This is a genomic window from Mesorhizobium sp. RIZ17 (assembly GCF_051127865.1).
GTDB classification, from domain to species: domain Bacteria; phylum Pseudomonadota; class Alphaproteobacteria; order Rhizobiales; family Rhizobiaceae; genus Mesorhizobium; species Mesorhizobium humile.
The window spans coordinates 3,514,780-3,530,184 of sequence record NZ_CP147861.1; the positions used below are offsets into that span (position 1 = coordinate 3,514,780).

The 15,405-nt window shown below is 63.7% G+C and carries 13 protein-coding genes; 7 read left to right on the top strand and 6 right to left on the bottom strand.

The window, feature by feature from the left end; genetic code table 11:
- Positions 1 to 47: 47 nt before the first annotated feature.
- Positions 48 to 1,334, bottom strand: a complete 1,287-nt coding sequence (locus WDX12_RS16795; RefSeq protein ID WP_434721269.1) for an NAD(P)/FAD-dependent oxidoreductase — start codon at positions 1,332 to 1,334, stop codon at positions 48 to 50.
- A gap of 152 nt (positions 1,335 to 1,486) precedes the next feature.
- The gene (locus WDX12_RS16800) at positions 1,487 to 2,923 is read right to left on the bottom strand and encodes a glutamine synthetase family protein (RefSeq protein WP_430699304.1); all 1,437 of its coding nucleotides are present in this window, start codon (positions 2,921 to 2,923) and stop codon (positions 1,487 to 1,489) included.
- Between the two features lie 178 nt (positions 2,924 to 3,101).
- Here WDX12_RS16800 and WDX12_RS16805 point away from each other — a divergent pair, with 178 nt between their 5' ends.
- Entirely contained in the window at positions 3,102 to 3,815 is a 714-nt protein-coding gene (locus tag WDX12_RS16805; RefSeq protein WP_434721270.1) for an HAD family hydrolase, read from the top strand.
- A 14-nt stretch (positions 3,816 to 3,829) separates the two neighbouring features.
- On the opposite strand, the gene WDX12_RS16810 is transcribed toward WDX12_RS16805, so the two are convergent.
- The 3 genes from WDX12_RS16810 to aceA form a co-directional block, all read right to left on the bottom strand.
- The gene (locus WDX12_RS16810; RefSeq protein ID WP_320298569.1) at positions 3,830 to 4,279 is read right to left on the bottom strand and encodes a response regulator; all 450 of its coding nucleotides are present in this window, start codon (positions 4,277 to 4,279) and stop codon (positions 3,830 to 3,832) included.
- Positions 4,280 to 4,504: 225 nt separating this feature from the next.
- Positions 4,505 to 4,747: an SMc00767 family acetate metabolism repressor gene (locus tag WDX12_RS16815; RefSeq protein ID WP_027168360.1), complete on the bottom strand. Its 243-nt coding sequence runs from the start codon at positions 4,745 to 4,747 to the stop codon at positions 4,505 to 4,507.
- 54 nt (positions 4,748 to 4,801) lie between these two features.
- On the bottom strand, positions 4,802 to 6,091 hold the full coding sequence (gene aceA, locus WDX12_RS16820) for an isocitrate lyase (RefSeq protein WP_320298474.1): 1,290 nt from the start codon (positions 6,089 to 6,091) through the stop codon (positions 4,802 to 4,804).
- Positions 6,092 to 6,342: 251 nt separating this feature from the next.
- Between aceA and WDX12_RS16825 the strand changes: the two genes are divergently transcribed.
- The 6 genes from WDX12_RS16825 (at position 6,343) to WDX12_RS16850 (ending at position 13,406) form a co-directional block, all read left to right on the top strand.
- Positions 6,343 to 7,785, top strand: coding sequence for a helix-turn-helix domain-containing protein (locus WDX12_RS16825; RefSeq protein ID WP_434721271.1), 1,443 nt, complete (start codon positions 6,343 to 6,345; stop codon positions 7,783 to 7,785).
- A gap of 209 nt (positions 7,786 to 7,994) precedes the next feature.
- Positions 7,995 to 8,960: a DMT family transporter gene (locus WDX12_RS16830; RefSeq protein ID WP_434721272.1), complete on the top strand. Its 966-nt coding sequence runs from the start codon at positions 7,995 to 7,997 to the stop codon at positions 8,958 to 8,960.
- A 339-nt stretch (positions 8,961 to 9,299) separates the two neighbouring features.
- The gene (locus WDX12_RS16835; protein WP_320298477.1) at positions 9,300 to 10,397 is read left to right on the top strand and encodes a polyamine ABC transporter substrate-binding protein; all 1,098 of its coding nucleotides are present in this window, start codon (positions 9,300 to 9,302) and stop codon (positions 10,395 to 10,397) included.
- 82 nt (positions 10,398 to 10,479) lie between these two features.
- Positions 10,480 to 11,619, top strand: coding sequence for an ABC transporter ATP-binding protein (locus WDX12_RS16840; RefSeq protein ID WP_320298478.1), 1,140 nt, complete (start codon positions 10,480 to 10,482; stop codon positions 11,617 to 11,619).
- 9 nt (positions 11,620 to 11,628) lie between these two features.
- Positions 11,629 to 12,591, top strand: a complete 963-nt coding sequence (locus tag WDX12_RS16845) for an ABC transporter permease subunit (RefSeq protein WP_434721273.1) — start codon at positions 11,629 to 11,631, stop codon at positions 12,589 to 12,591.
- Entirely contained in the window at positions 12,588 to 13,406 is an 819-nt protein-coding gene (locus WDX12_RS16850; RefSeq protein ID WP_320298480.1) for an ABC transporter permease, read from the top strand. Before WDX12_RS16845 ends, WDX12_RS16850 begins: the two co-directional genes overlap by 4 nt.
- A gap of 26 nt (positions 13,407 to 13,432) precedes the next feature.
- On the opposite strand, the gene WDX12_RS16855 is transcribed toward WDX12_RS16850, so the two are convergent.
- Positions 13,433 to 15,310 carry an AsmA family protein gene (locus tag WDX12_RS16855; RefSeq protein WP_434721274.1) on the bottom strand — a complete coding sequence of 626 codons (1,878 nt, stop codon included), beginning with the start codon at positions 15,308 to 15,310 and terminating at the stop codon, positions 13,433 to 13,435.
- Positions 15,311 to 15,405 lie beyond the last annotated feature (95 nt).

The following is a 15,405-nucleotide window of genomic DNA, read 5'->3' on the forward strand; positions in this document are numbered from 1 at the left end:
GTGGAAGCCGCCCGCGTCGAATCGATGGCTTGGACTGGCGGCCAGCCTCAAATCCTGTCGCGCAGCGCGAACCAGTTGAGCGCCAGGAACAGGAGCGGCGCGCGGAAGCGGCGACCGCCCGGGAAGGCGGGGATTTTCAGGTCCTCGATCAGTTTCAGCCGGTCGCGGTTGCCGGCGACGGTCTCGGCATAGAGCCTGCCGAAGAAGTTCGACAGCATGACGCCGTGGCCGGAATAGCCGCCTATCGAAACCACCTTCGGCATCACCTCGCGCACGAACGGCTTTCTCGGCACCGTGATGCCGACATAGCCGCCCCAGCCATGCGTGATCTCGACATCCTCCAGGTCCGGGTAGAGTTCGGCGATCTGCTTGCGGATGTGGATATGGATATCCTTCGGATCGTTGACGGCGTAGACCTCGCGGCCGCCGAACAACAGCCGGCCGTCCTTCGACTTGCGGAAATAGCGCACCACGAAGCGGGAATCGTCGACCGACTCGCCACCGGGCAGCACCTTGGAGGCGGCGCCGAGCGGCACGGTCGCGCCGATGAAGGAGCCGATCGGCATGATATGCGCCGCGCTCACAGGCTCCAGATTGCCGCCATAGGCATTGACCCCGATCAGGCATTTGTCGGCCGTGATCGTGCCGTTGGGCGTTGTGACCGTCACCTTGCCGCCATTGGAAACGATGCCGGTGGACGGCGTCTGCTCGAAGAGATGCGCGCCGGCCGCCGCCGCCACTCTCGCCGTGCCGATCACCAGCTTCAGCGGGTGGATGTGGCCCGTGCCGGTGTCGCGGGTCCCGCCGAAGTAGCGTGTCGAGCCCAACCGTTCCGCCGTCTCCGCCGCGTCCATGAAGTTGACATGCGGGTAGCCGAAGCGGCTCGTCATGATCTCGGCGTGGCGCTTGTAGTCGTCGACATAGCGCCGCTTGTGCGCCACCGAAAGCTGGCCCGGCATATAGTCGATGTCGATCGCGTTGGCGGCGGCGAAGTCCAGAAGATGCGCCTTGGCTTCTTCCGCCATGTCGAACAGCGCCTTGGCGCGGGAAAGGCCGTATTCTGCCTCCAACTCCTCCGCCCAGGCGCGCTGTCCGGTGCCGAGTTGGCCGCCATTGCGCCCCGACGCGCCGTCGCCGAAGCGATAGGCTTCGATCAGCACGACATTGACGCCGGCCTTGGCCAAGTGCGCAGCGGCAGACAAGCCGGTAAACCCGCCGCCGACGATGACCACGTCGCAACCGCGGTCGCCGTCTAGCGCCGGATATTCTGGCCGTGAGCCGGCAGTATCCTCATACCACGAGCGTCCGGGGGAGATCGGTGATTGGTAAGGCATTGGAACGCCAGTCAACGGTGAACAGTGAATGGTGAATAGTGAATAGTGAATAGTGAATAGACGCGACCGCTTCGTCCGCCCTCATCCATCCAGTATAAAACTACTCACCATTCGCTATTCACCATTTACCATTCACGCGAGGAATTCGCCGATCACACATTCAGCAGCAGATACTCCCGCTCCCACGGGCTGATCACTTCCATGAACGTCTCGAACTCGGCGCGCTTGATCGCGGTATAGGTGGCGGCGAAGGATTTGCCGAGGATGGCGCCGAGCTCCGTGTCGTCCTCAAACAGGCCTACGGCCTCCAGCAGGCCACGCGGCAGGTCGATTTCATCCGCATTGGCGGTCGTCAGGACCGGCGGTTCCGCCTTGATCTTGTTGTTCATGCCGACCAGCCCGCAGGCCAGCGATGCCGCCAGCGCCAGGTAGGGATTGGCGTCGGAGGACGGGATGCGGTTTTCGACGCGTCGCGCCGCCGGATCCGAGCGCGGCACGCGGAAGGCGGTGGTGCGGTTGTCATAGCCCCATTTGTTGTTGACCGGAGCCGAGGCCTGCTGCGTCAGCCGGCGATAGGAATTGACGTAGGGCGCGAACATCACCAGCGCGTTCGGCACATGCTTCTGCATGCCGCCGATGAAGTGGAAGAACGCGTCGGTCTCCGAGCCGTCTTCCGCCGAGAAGATGTTCTTGCCGGTCTTCTTGTCGAGCACCGACTGGTGGATGTGCATGGCCGAGCCCGGCTGGCCCTGGATCGGCTTTGCCATGAAGGTGGCATAGATCTCATGCTTCAGCGCCGCCTCGCGGATGGTGCGCTTGAACATGAAGACCTGGTCGGCGAGCTCGATCGGGTTGCCGTGGCGCAGGTTGATCTCGAGCTGGCCGGCGCCTTCCTCATGGATCAGCGTGTCGATCTCCAGGCCCTGCCGTTCCGAGAAATGGTAGATGTCGTCGATCAGTTCGTCGAATTCGTTGACGCCGGCGATCGAATAGCCGGCGCCGCCGCCGATCGGACGGCCCGAACGCCCGACGGGCGGCGTCAGCGGATAGTCCGGATCGGGGTTCTTGCGCACCAGATAGAATTCGATCTCGGGCGCCACGACCGGTTTGAGCCCGCGCTCGTCATAGGCGGCAAGCACGCGCTTCAGCACGTTGCGCGGCGTGAACTCGACCGAGCGGCCGTCCTGGTGAACGAGATCGCAGATGACCGCCGCCGTCGGATCCTCTTCCCAGGGCACGACGGTCAGCGTCGAAAGATCGGGCAGAAGCTTCAGGTCGCCGTCATCCTCGGGATAGTGGAAGCCGTTGCCGTCCTCGGGATAGCCGCCGGAGATCGTCGTCATGAACACGGCCGAAGGTAGCGCCAGCGAGGTGTTGGAGGTGAATTTCTTCGACGGCATCATCTTGCCGCGGGCAACGCCCGCCTGGTCGGGCGTGATGCACTCGATGTCCTCGATGCCGCGCCATTCGAGCCAGGCGCTGGCTTCCTTCCAGTTCTTCACACCGCGTTCGTTTTTCAGGAACGCAGGCGTGCGGGCGCGTCCCCCCCGACTTGACGGACGGACTTCCTTTTTTTCAGGCGGCATCATTCACCAGATTGTGTTGCGGATTTCGAAGTATAGCCGGGCGCCACGGGGGAAGGGAAGGGCAGGTGCCAGGCATGCCAAGGCGAGCGCCCGAGGAAAGTCGCTCAGCCGCTGCCAGTTTCCGCTTGCTGGCGGCGCTGCAACGTCTAGATGTGCCTGTCAGAAAAGAGTGAGCGCGCTGATGTCCGGTTCCCGGTTGACCACAATCGGTTTCGATGCCGACGACACGCTGTGGCAGAACGAGCAGTTCTTCCGCATGACCGAACAGCGCTTCCTGGCCATGCTTGCCGAGCATGGCGACGCAAGCCGGATTTCGGCGAACTTGCTTGCTGCCGCCAGGCGCAATCTCGGCCTCTACGGCTTCGGCATAAAGAGCTTCACGCTGTCGATGATCGAGACGGCGATCGAGGTTACCGAAGGCCGCGTTCCGGCCTCGACCATCGCGGAAATCCTGGCTGCCGGCCGCGACATGCTCAGCCATCCGATCGAGCCGCTGCCGCATGCGCGTGAGACGGTCGAGAAGCTCGCCGGCAATTATCGCCTTGTGCTGATCACCAAGGGCGACCTGATGGACCAGGAGCGCAAGCTGGCGCAATCGGGACTGGGCGAGTTCTTCGAGGCAGTCGAGATCGTCAGCGACAAGAGCGCTGCTACCTATGCCCGTATCTTCAGCCGCCATGGCGACGGGCCGCAAAAGAGCATGATGGTCGGCAACTCGTTGAAGTCGGACGTCGTCCCGGCCATCGACGCCGGCGGCTGGGGCATCTATGTCCCGCATGAATTGACCTGGGCGGCCGAGCACGCCGAGGCGCCGGTCGCGGCGCCGCGTTTCCGCGAGATCGCCGACCTCGGCGAACTGCCCGCACTGATCGAAAGCATCGCCGCAGCAGGCTGACGAGGTTTGGGGCCTTAGCCGCGCCCGATCAGGCGATCGACCACCGGTTGCAGCCTCTCGGGCGTGATGGGCTTGGCAACCACCGCATCGATCACGCTCGACAGGCCGAGGCTTTCCGGCGTGCCATTCCTGGTTGAAAGCAGGATCACCGCGGGCAGCGGCTTGCCTGAGGCGCGCCGCAGCGCGTCGATGGCCGACATCAGCCGGTCGCAATCCTTGTTGTCCGGGCCGCCGTCAAGGATGATGGCGCCGGGCAGCTGGCCGGCCAGCGTCTTCTCGGCGGCCTCGGGCTGTTCCGAAATCGGCTTCAGCCCCGATTTCTCGACGATTTTCGAGACCACGACGCGGTTGATCGACGACTTTCCGACGACGAGCACCTTGGAAAAGTCCGCCGCGATCGCGCCAGTCCGGGCCGCCGGTTTCGGATGTTTTTCGGAGTGGTCGTCACGGTCGGCGGGACACATCGGCGGGCAGGCACTCTGGTTCAATGCAGGGTTGAAACCTGAGGCACAATTGGGTGAGATCGCGGCCGGTGTCAAGCTGAAACGGTCGAGGTCGAAAATATAGCAAGAAATTCCGAGATTCAGCGCAAGTCGTACCTCTCGACGATGAAGGCAAACCGAAAAAATGCGACAGTCTCCCGAACGTATAACGCACGGGAGACTATCGCCGAGACTGTTGACGTTACGTCAAGTGTGACTCTGCTGGGTAACGATCACCGGGATCAAAAGGTCTCCCCAGTTGCCGTCGCCGCCATGGTGCCTGGCCGAGCGCACCAACTCCACCGAGACGCCGGCCTCGACTGCCTTCATGACCGACTGGTTGAGCCTGTGCAGATCGTTGGCGAGCATGCGGATCGTCGCCTGCTGGTCGACGCTCATCGCGCTCGATTGCTCTTCTGCCCTTTCCTTGACGCGGCTTATCGATGCCATTGCTCTTCTCCTCGATGTAAATGCCCTGCGGGCGTTTCCTCTGGTTGTTATCCGTTACTCGGCCGCCGGCCTGAACTGGGCGTGCTCGGTCGATTCATGCATGGCGGTTGTCGAAGACTGACCACCGGTGATCGCCATCGACACGGCGTCGAAATAGCCGGTGCCGACCTCGCGCTGGTGCTTGGTCGCGGTATAGCCGTTGGCCTCCGCCGCGAACTCGGCCTCCTGCAGTTCCGAATAGGCCGCCATCTGGCGATCCTTGTAGCCGCGCGCCAGCTCGAACATGCCGAAGTTCAACTGGTGGAAGCCGGCAAGCGTGATGAACTGGAACTTGTAGCCCATCGCGCCGAGCTCCTTCTGGAACTTCGCGATCGTCGCGTCGTCGAGATTCTTCTTCCAGTTGAAGGACGGCGAGCAGTTGTAGGCGAGCAGCTTGCCCGGATGACGCTTGTGCACGCCCTCGGCAAACTTCCTGGCCTGCGCCAGATCCGGCTTCGAGGTCTCGCACCAGATCAGGTCGGCGTGCGGCGCATAGGCCACGGCGCGCGCGATGCATGGCTCGATGCCGTTCCGCACATTGTAGAAGCCCTCGACCGTGCGGCCGGCGTCGTAGTCGACAAAAGGCCGGTCGCGCTCGTCGATATCGGAGGTCAAAAGCTTCGCCGCCTCGGCATCCGTGCGCGCCACGACCAGCGTCGGCGTGCCCATCACGTCGGCCGCAAGGCGCGCCGCGTTGAGGTTGCGGATATGCGCAGCCGTCGGGATCAGCACCTTGCCGCCGAGATGGCCGCACTTCTTTTCCGACGCCAGCTGGTCCTCATAGTGGACGCCGGCAGCACCCGCCTCGATGAAGGCCTTCATGATCTCGAAGGCATTGAGCGGGCCGCCGAAGCCGGCTTCTGCGTCGGCGACGATCGGCGCGAACCAGGTCTCGACCGACAGCCCGTCGCCTTCGGACGTCTCGATCTGGTCGGCGCGCTGCAAGGTGCGATTGATGCGCTTGACCAGTTCCGGCGCCGCATTGGCCGGGTAAAGCGACTGGTCCGGATACATCGCCGACGCGGTGTTGGCGTCGGCGGCCACCTGCCAGCCCGAGAGATAGATCGCCTTCAGCCCGGCCCGGACCTGCTGCATGGCCTGATTGCCCGACATGGCGCCCAGCGCGTTGACGAAATCCTCCTCATGGATGAGCTTCCACAGCCGGTTCGCGCCCATCTCGGCCAGCGTCTGGCGAATCTGCACGGAGCCGCGCAACCGCTTCACATCCTCCGGTGAATAGGGACGCTCGATGCCGTCGAAACGGCCTTCCGGCGCGGAGGGGACGAGGTTGTAAAAATCGGTCATTGGTCACTCCGGATCGTTTGGAACTGCTTCAGCGCTGCTTCGCAAGCGCATAGCCTTGCGATGTCTGCGTGTGACATCATTTACATTGCAGCGCGAAAAACGCCCAGACAAACCGCCGCTCAGCGCGGAAAATAAAGGAAAAGCTGTGTTGTCATTGACAGGTTATCTCTGTAAATTTGTCACGATTGTAAAAGCGGCGAAGCGGCCGTTGGACTCGATATCCATGTAAATTCTTGTCAAGGAAGGCAGGGATGGCCGACCAGAAGATCTTTGCCGGGCCGCGGCTGCGCCGGCTGCGCAACGCCAGGAGCCTGACCCAGACGGCGATGGCCGAAGGGCTGGGCATCTCGCCTTCCTACCTCAACCTGATCGAGCGCAACCAGCGACCGCTGACGGTGCAACTCATTCTCAAGCTCGCCTCCGTCTACAAGGTCGATCCGCATGAATTGCAGGGAGAGACGAAAGGCTCGATCGCGGCACTACGCGAGGCGTTCAGCGATCCGCTTCTTGCCGGCGAACTGCCCGGCGATCAAGAACTGATCGATCTCGCCGAGACGGCGCCGAATGCCTCGGCGGCGATGGTAAAGCTCTTTCGCGCCTACCGCGAACAGGCCGAGCGCCTGTCCGACCTCAATCAGCTTCTGGCCAGGGAGGGCAGGGCAACCGCGCTGTCCGGCACACGCCTGCCTGCCGATGAAGTCCACGAAGTGTTCGAACGCCGTCCGAACCACTTCGCTTCGCTGGAAGAGGAGGCGGAGGCTTTCACATCGGTCCTCGAGCCCGGCGACGATCTGTCCGGCGCGCTGAAGGCATGGCTGAGGCGCGAGCACGGCATCGTCGTCAAGGTTCTGCCGGTCGCCACCATGCCCAACTGGCGCCGCCGTTACGACCGGCATTCGCAACGCCTGTTCCTGTCCGAGCGGCTGTCGCCGTTCGACCAGCTGCGCGAAGTCGCCATGGAGGCGAGCCTGATGCGCATGTCGGTGGCCATCGCGGGCGAGGTCCAGGCGCTGAAGCTCGGCACCGACGAGGCGCGCCGGCTCGCCCGCTTTGAGCTCGGCCGCTATGCCGCGCACGCGCTGATGATGCCCTATCAGGCTTTCCATGGCGCCGCCGTTCGCGCCCGCTACGACATCGACGTCTTGCGTTCCCGTTTCGGCGTCTCTTTCGAACAGGCGGCCAACCGATTGACCATGCTGCAGCGGCAGGGCACGTCGGGCGTGCCGTTCTTCATGCTGGAAGTCGACAATGCCGGCAACCGCTTCCGCAAGGCCGGCAGCCAGGGATACCCTCAGAGCCGCTTCGGCGGCGGCTGTCCCAAGCTTCCAGTCCACGCGGCGTTCTCGCAGCCGGGCCAGATCCTGGTCGAGGCGCTGGAAATGCCCGATGGCGCGGAGTTCCTTTGCATCGCCCGCACCTTGGAGGGCCCGCAAGGCGCCTTCTCCGAACGGCCGCGTCGCACCGCGCTCTTGCTCGGCTGCGATATCGGCTTCCGCGACGAGATCGTCTACGGCGCGGCGCTGCCGGCCGGAGCCGCCGGCAAGTCCGGGCAAGGCTTCGCCACGCCGGTAGGCCCTGCCTGCAGGCTTTGCGAGCGAGCCGGCTGCCTCGCGCGCGCCGAGCCGCCGGTGACGCGCCCGCTCGGCCTCGACGAGATGGTGACGGGCCTCAGCGCCTTCGATTTTCAGGGATGATACGTCGCCCGAGCCCTCGCATCGGCATGGGGTCTGACTGTGTCAAGGTAAACCGCAGCGAGGTTGTCCTACATTTGAGCGAATGCTGGATCACGCATGGCTTTCTACTTTGCGCTACGCGATTGAGACACAGTCCCGTCGTTTGAGACACAGAATCCGTGTGGTCCTCGGTGCATCGTGTCGAACGCAACTCGCTGACAGCCATGTCCATGACCGATACCGCCCCATCCCCTGTCGCCTCGTCGCCTGCCGCTTTGCCGGCCGTCTCGCCGCGCGAGGAGCGGATCGGCATGCTCCTGGTCTTCCTTTCGGCGCTTATGTGGAGCTTCGGCGGCACCATCGCCCGTTTCATCCATGTCGGCGACAGCTGGACCGTGGTGTTCTGGCGTTCGCTGTGGGCCGTGGCCTTTCTCGTCGCCTTCATGCTGTGGCGCGACGGTTGGCGCGGCACCCTGAAACTCTTCCGGCATATGGGCCTGCCCGGCCTCGGCGTCGCCTTCTGCTTCGCCACCGCCTCGACCAGCTTCGTGGTGGCGCTTGCCTACACGACCGTCGCCAACATCCTCCTGATGCAGGCCGGCGTGCCGCTGCTGGCGGCGCTTCTTGCCTGGCTCCTGTTTCGCGAACGGGTCGGCCCCGCGACCTGGATCGCGATTGCCGCCGTCATCGCCGGTGTCGCCATCATGGTCTCCGAATCCCTCGGCGGCGCCGTCTCGCCGATCGGCGACGGCCTGGCGCTTCTGATCGCGGTGATGTTCTCTGTCGCGACCGTGATCACCCGGCGCTTTGCCCATGTGCGCATGGTGCCGGCCAATTGTTTCGCGGCGCTGCTGGCCGGCGCTTTCGCCGCTTCCCAGGCCTCGGCGTTCGCGGTTTCGGGGCGAGACATGGGCTTCCTCTTCGCCTTCGGCGTCATCAACCTTGGTGTCGGCCTCGCCTTTTTCGCCATGGGCGCGCGGCTGGTGCCGGCGGCGATCGCGGCGCTGCTCGGCACCTTCGAGCCGATCCTTGGGCCGATCTGGGTCTGGCTCGTCCATTCCGAAGTGCCATCGGTGCGCACCATCATCGGCGGCACGGTCGTGGTCACGGCGCTGCTCGTCCATATCGGCCTGGAGTTCAAGCGCCAGACGCGGCCGGCGCGTCCCGGCATCACCGGTTTGCCGTCCCCCAATTGAAGTTGGAGTCTTCCCCCATTGACAACCCAGTTGCCGGGCGGGCAGGCTGCGGTCACGGCAACAACAAGACAGGCGTATCTTGCCAAGTGTCTCTGCCGGCCTGACTAAGGCCGGACCACATCGTCGTATCTCTGCCCACGCCACGGCGCACGCCGCTGACGCCGCCCGGATACCCTATAAGGGCACGCCGCGGGAGGTCTTTGACCGCCGACCGGCAACCCGACGCAGCGCCGACAGGTCGCGCTTGTTGCCCTCCGGAAAGCTCAATAATCTGAACCAAACGCCGCCCCGCCATATCGCGACGAGCCGGCGAGGGAACACTCACCAAAGGAGAACATCATGATCCGCAAAGCTCTATGGCTTTCGGCGACGTCGGCATTTCTGACGCTTTTCACCTTAAGCGGCCATGCCGAAGACCGCGTCGTCAATGTCTACAACTGGTCGGACTACATCGACAGCTCGATCATCGACGACTTCACCAAGAAGACCGGCATCAAGGTCGTCTACGACACCTTCGATTCCAACGAGATCCTGGAGACCAAACTGCTTGCCGGCGGCAGCGGTTATGACGTCGTCGTGCCGAGCGCCAACTTCCTGGCGCGCCAGATCCAGGCGGGCGTGTTCCAGAAGCTCGACAAGTCGAAGCTGCCCAACATCTCCAACATGTGGGACGTCATTTCCGAGCGCACCGCCAAGTACGATCCGGGCAACGAATATTCGGTCAACTATATGTGGGGCACGGTCGGCCTCGGCTATAACGTCAAGAAGGTGCAGGCCGCGCTCGGCACCGACAAGATCGACAGCTGGGACACCTTCTTCAATCCTGAGAAGCTTGCCAAGCTGAAGGATTGCGGCGTCTATGTGCTGGATTCTCCCGCCGACGTCATTCCGGCGGCGCTGAAATATCTCGGCCTCGACCCCAACAGCACTTCGCCCGATGACATTTCCAAGGCCGAGGAAGCGTTGCTGAAGGTCCGGCCTTATATCCGCAAGTTCCATTCGTCGGAATACATCAACGCCTTGGCCAACGGCGACATCTGCATGGCGATCGGCTGGTCGGGCGACGTATTCCAGGCGCGCAATCGCGCCACGGAAGCCAAGCAGGGCGTCGAGATCGGCTATTCGGTGCCGAAGGAAGGCGCCCAGATGTGGTTTGACCAGATGGCGATCCCCGCGGACGCGCCGCATGTCGCCGACGCGCTCGAGTTCATCAACTATATGATGACGCCCGAAGTCATCGCCAAGTCGTCGAACTACGTGCTCTACGCCAACGGCAACAAGGCTTCGCAGCAGTTCATCGACAAGGCGATCCTGGAAGATCCTTCGGTCTATCCGGACGAGGAGACGACGAAGAAGCTCTATACCGTTGCGCCATACGATCCCAAGACACAGCGCGTCATCACGCGCACCTGGACCAAGATCGTCACCGGCCAGTGAGCATTGCGACACGACCCCGGCAGCCAGCTGCCGGGGTCGCTTTCTTTTTGGGAATTTTTAAAAAAGTAACGGAGTGGGGACCATGAAATCGCTTGGCAGCATCCGCAGGGATTTCGCGCCATGGAACGACCCGAACGCCAAGCCGTATATCCAGTTCGACAAGGTGACCAAGAAGTTCGGTGACTTCACCGCCGTCAACAACCTGTCGCTGACCATCTTCGAGCGCGAATTCTTCGCCCTGCTCGGCGCTTCCGGCTGCGGCAAGTCGACCCTGCTCAGGATGCTCGCCGGCTTCGAGGAGCCGTCCGCGGGCCGCATCCTGCTTGACGGGCAGGATCTGCGCGGCATCCCGCCCTACAAGCGGCCGGTCAACATGATGTTCCAGTCCTACGCGCTGTTTCCGCATATGACAGTGGAAAAGAACATCGCCTTCGGCCTCAAGCAGGAAGGCATGCCGGGAGCCGATATCGAAAAGCGCGTCGCCGAGATGCTGAAGCTCGTCAAGCTCGAGCAGTTCGCCAAGCGCAAGCCGCACCAGCTCTCGGGCGGCCAGCGCCAGCGCGTGGCGCTCGCCCGCTCGGTCGCCAAGCGGCCGAAGGTTCTGCTCCTCGACGAGCCGCTCGGTGCGCTCGACAAGAAGCTGCGCGAGGAAACGCAGTTCGAGCTGATGGACCTGCAGCAGGAGCTCGGCCTCACCTTCGTCGTCGTCACGCATGACCAGGAAGAGGCCATGACCATGGCCGACCGCATCGCCATCATGGACAAGGGCGAGGTGATGCAGGTCGCGACGCCTGCCGAGATCTACGAGGCGCCGACCTCGCGCTTCGTGGCGCATTTCGTCGGCAATGTGAACATGTTCGAGGGCAAGGTTGCCGAGCGTACGGCAAGCACCACACGCATCACCGGCGCGACCGGAGCGCAGATCGTCGTCGACAATGGCGGCAACGCCGCTGCCGGCTCCGACATCGTCTTCGCGATCCGGCCGGAGAAGATCAGGGTTTCCTCCAAAAAGCCGGCCGATGCCGTCAACGCGCTCGAAGGCGAGGTCTACGACGTCGCCTATCTCGGCGACATGACCGTCTATCATATCAAGCTCGACGACGGTCAGATCGTGCGGGCAAGCGCGTTGAACGCCTTGCGCGTCACCGAGGATCCGCTCACCTGGAACGACCGCGCCTGGGTCTCCTTCCGGCCCGATGCCGGCGTCGTGTTGGCCAGGTAGGAGGCTGAGATGACGGATATCGCCGCGATTGCCGCCCCATCGACTGAAGCCACAACACTGCCGGCGAGGCTGGCAAAAGGCTTCGTCAACCGCCTCGTCATCATCATCCCCTATCTCTGGCTGCTGTTCTTCTTCCTCGTCCCCTTCATCATCGTGTTCAAGATTTCGCTGTCGCAGACGGCGATCTCGATGCCGCCCTATACGCCGGTGCTCGACTTCACCGACGGCGTCTCTGGATTCCTCGCCGGCGTCCGCGAGCTCAACTTCGACAACTACACCTGGCTCACCCAGGACGCGCTCTATTTCAACGCCTATGTGACGAGCCTGATCATCGCGGGGATCTCGACGATACTCACCCTGATCGTCGGCTATCCGATCGCCTATGGCATGGCGCGGGCGCCGGCCACGATCCGCCCGACCTTGCTGATGCTGGTGATACTGCCTTTCTGGACCTCGTTCCTGATCCGCGTCTATGCCTGGATAGGCATCCTGAAGCCCGAGGGGCTGCTCAATCAGGTTCTTCTCGCCACGGGCCTGATCAGCCAGCCGCTGGTCATCCTCAACACCTACACCGCGATCTTCATAGGCATCGTCTATTCCTACCTGCCCTTCATGGTGCTGCCGCTCTATTCGTCGCTGGAAAAGATGGACTATACGCTGATCGAGGCGGCCAAGGACCTCGGCTGCCCGCCGACCAGCGCCTTCTGGAAGATCACCTTCCCGCTGTCGCTGCCCGGTGTCGTCGCCGGCTGCCTGCTCGTCTTCATCCCGGCCGTCGGCGAGTTCGTCATTCCCGACCTCCTCGGCGGCTCGCAGACGCTGATGATCGGCAAGACGCTCTGGAACGAATTCTTCTCCAACCGTGACTGGCCGGTCTCGTCGGCGGTGGCCGTTATCCTGCTCTTGGTGCTGACCATTCCGATCATGTTCTTCCAGCAGGCGCAGGCACGCGCGCAGGAGGAGGGCAAATGAACGCCACCTGGAGCCGCTTCAACATCACCTCGATCGTGCTGGGCTTTGCCTTTCTCTATTTGCCGATCGTGCTTTTGATCGTCTTTTCCTTCAACGAATCCAAGCTCGTAACCGTCTGGGGCGGCTTCTCGACCAAATGGTACGTGTCGCTGTTCCACAATCAGGGCCTGATGGACGCCACCTGGGTGACGGCGCGCGTCGGCGTCATCTCGGCCACGGTCGCGACCGTGCTGGGCACGCTCGGCGCCCTCGCGCTCACGCGCTACACGCGCTTTAAGGGGCGGGTGCTCTTCTCGGGCATGGTCTTCGCGCCGCTGGTCATGCCGGAAGTCATAACGGGCCTCTCGCTGCTGCTGCTCTTCGTCGCCGTCGGGCTCGACCGCGGCTTCCTCACGGTGACGCTCGCGCACATCACCTTCACCATGTGCTTCGTTGCCGTCGTCGTGCAGTCGCGGCTGGTCACGTTCGACCGCTCGCTGGAGGAGGCGGCGATGGATCTCGGCGCGCCGCCGGTGAAGACCTTCTTCCAGATCACCTTGCCGGTCATCCTGCCGGCGATCATCTCCGGCTGGATGCTGGCTTTCACGCTCTCGCTGGACGATCTGGTCATTGCGAGCTTCACCTCGGGCCCCGGCGCCACCACGCTGCCGATGAAGATCTACAGCCAGGTGCGTCTCGGCGTGACGCCGGAAATCAACGCCGCCTGCACGATCCTGATCGCGGTGGTGGCGGTCGGCGTCATCATCGCCTCGATCGCCAACAAGCGCCGCGAGATCCAGCGCCAGCTCGACGAGCAGGCCGCGCAGCGCGGTTAAGCGGTGGGGGCCTTGCGCCCCCTCACTTACTGGCCTGAAACGCCGGGAGCGATCGGCGAGATGAACGGTGCGCTCCAGTTGCCGCCGACGAAGAACAGCGACTGGCTCGGCGGCGTGGCAGCCGGGCTGGCCGCCTGACCGTTGGTCTGGGGCTGCTGCGCTGGCTGGCCGTTGGGCACCACGCCGCCCGAAAGCGCCAGCCCGCGCCCGGCATAGGAGGCGATGCCGGATAGCCAGATCTTGTATTTCTGCGAATTGATCTCGGCCTTGTCGAGGCGCGCCACACCCTTCGAAATGCTCGCCTTGATCTCGGCGCCCTCGATCGGCAGCGAACCATTGGCGACGTCGTCGAGCGCGAAGAAGCCGCCTTGCTGGTTGCGCTTGAGGAAGGCCGGCAGGTCGAGCCCGTTGAGCGCGCCCGGCCCGAAAGTCGCCGAGAACGATCCGTCGGCATTCTCGAAGATGGAGTTCCAGGCCTTGCCCGGCCCCTTGAGGATGACCGACACCGTCCCGGTGCCGGCCGGCACCAGTCGCGTCATTCCCGCCGCCGTCGCAAAGGCTCCCGTATCCACGTCCGATGCCAGGAGCCGCATCTCGACCTGCGTGCCTTCCGGCTTGCGGTCGAAGCGCAGGCTGCTCTGGATGTTGCCGTTGAAGGCCGACGCGTCGGATATGTCGAAGACGGCAAGGCCGTTCTTGACCTGCGCTGTGGCCGCGACGTCGGCGAGCTGGACCGGTCCCACCGTGGCATGGGCCGCCGACAGCCTGAGGTCGAGGTTGATGCGGTCGGGGAAGCTGGTGTCGATGTCGCCGGGGCCGGCCTCGCCGGCGGGCGCGACAGGCGTGAAGGCCGACAGGAAGGACCTCAGGTCCAGCGTGTCGAAGGCGAGCGTGCCGGCAATTACCGGGCTGCCGTCGGCGAAGGAGAAATCCAGCGCTCCCATGCCCGGATTGTTGTTGAGCGTGACGGTGGTGTTCTCCAATTTCGCACGCCCCGCCGAGGCGTTCACCTTGCTGGCGATCGAGACCGCGCCGATCGCGGCACCCGGCGCGATGCTTGCCTGCGACCACTCCAGCACGCGCCGCAGCGACGGCGCGGCAAACTTTGCCTGGCCGTCCAGGTAGGCGTTGTCCGACATCGAGGCCGTTCCGTCGAAGGAGAATGTCGCGGGAGCGGCCTTGAAGGAAAGGGTGACCGGCGCGGCTCCCCCGGCAAAAAGCACCAGCGGTTTCGCCGAGGAGAAATCGAGCTGCACGCTTTCGCCACGCCAGATCCCGCTTGCGGTCAGCGATGCTTCGCTGTTCATCGCTTCCCAGTTCACCTGGCCGCTCAGGCTGCTCAGGACTTCGCTATCCTTGCCGTCGACCGAAGTCACCACCCGACCATCGCGGAATTCGACGGTGCCGAACGGATCGGAAGGCAATCTGCCGAGATCGGGCTTCTGCGGATTGGCGGTGACAACGCCGCGCGCGGTATCGATCGAGCGCGTGATGCGCCCCCCGGTCGGAAGCGGCGGCAGATAAAAGCCGCTCGCCATGCGCTGGACCCTGATCGTCGGGCGCACCAGCCGTGCGGTCGAGAAGGCGACGTTGCCCTGCAAAGCCGCCATGGCGGAGAGATCGACTTCCACGCGATCAGCCTCGACCACCGGCGGCGCATCGGTCTCTGTCCACTGCGACAGCGTCACGTCGCTGAGGATCGCCCGGAACTTCGGCCACACCTCGATGCGCGGCGAGCCTTCGATCGTCACCCTGAAGCCGCTCCAGGCGCTCAATTCCCACGCGATGCGGTCGCGCACGATGCGGGTCGAGGCAATCAGCGGCAGCGCCGCGACCGCGAGCGCGATAATGAGCACGGCAACGCCGATCGCCCACACGCCGCGCCGGATCAAAGATGATGGCATTTCGCCCCGTATGCTTTCATTGCCGACAAAATCGCCCGACGGGTGTAACCGAGCGCCGACGCTTTTCAAGTCTTTATGGCCTTGCGATGGCATTT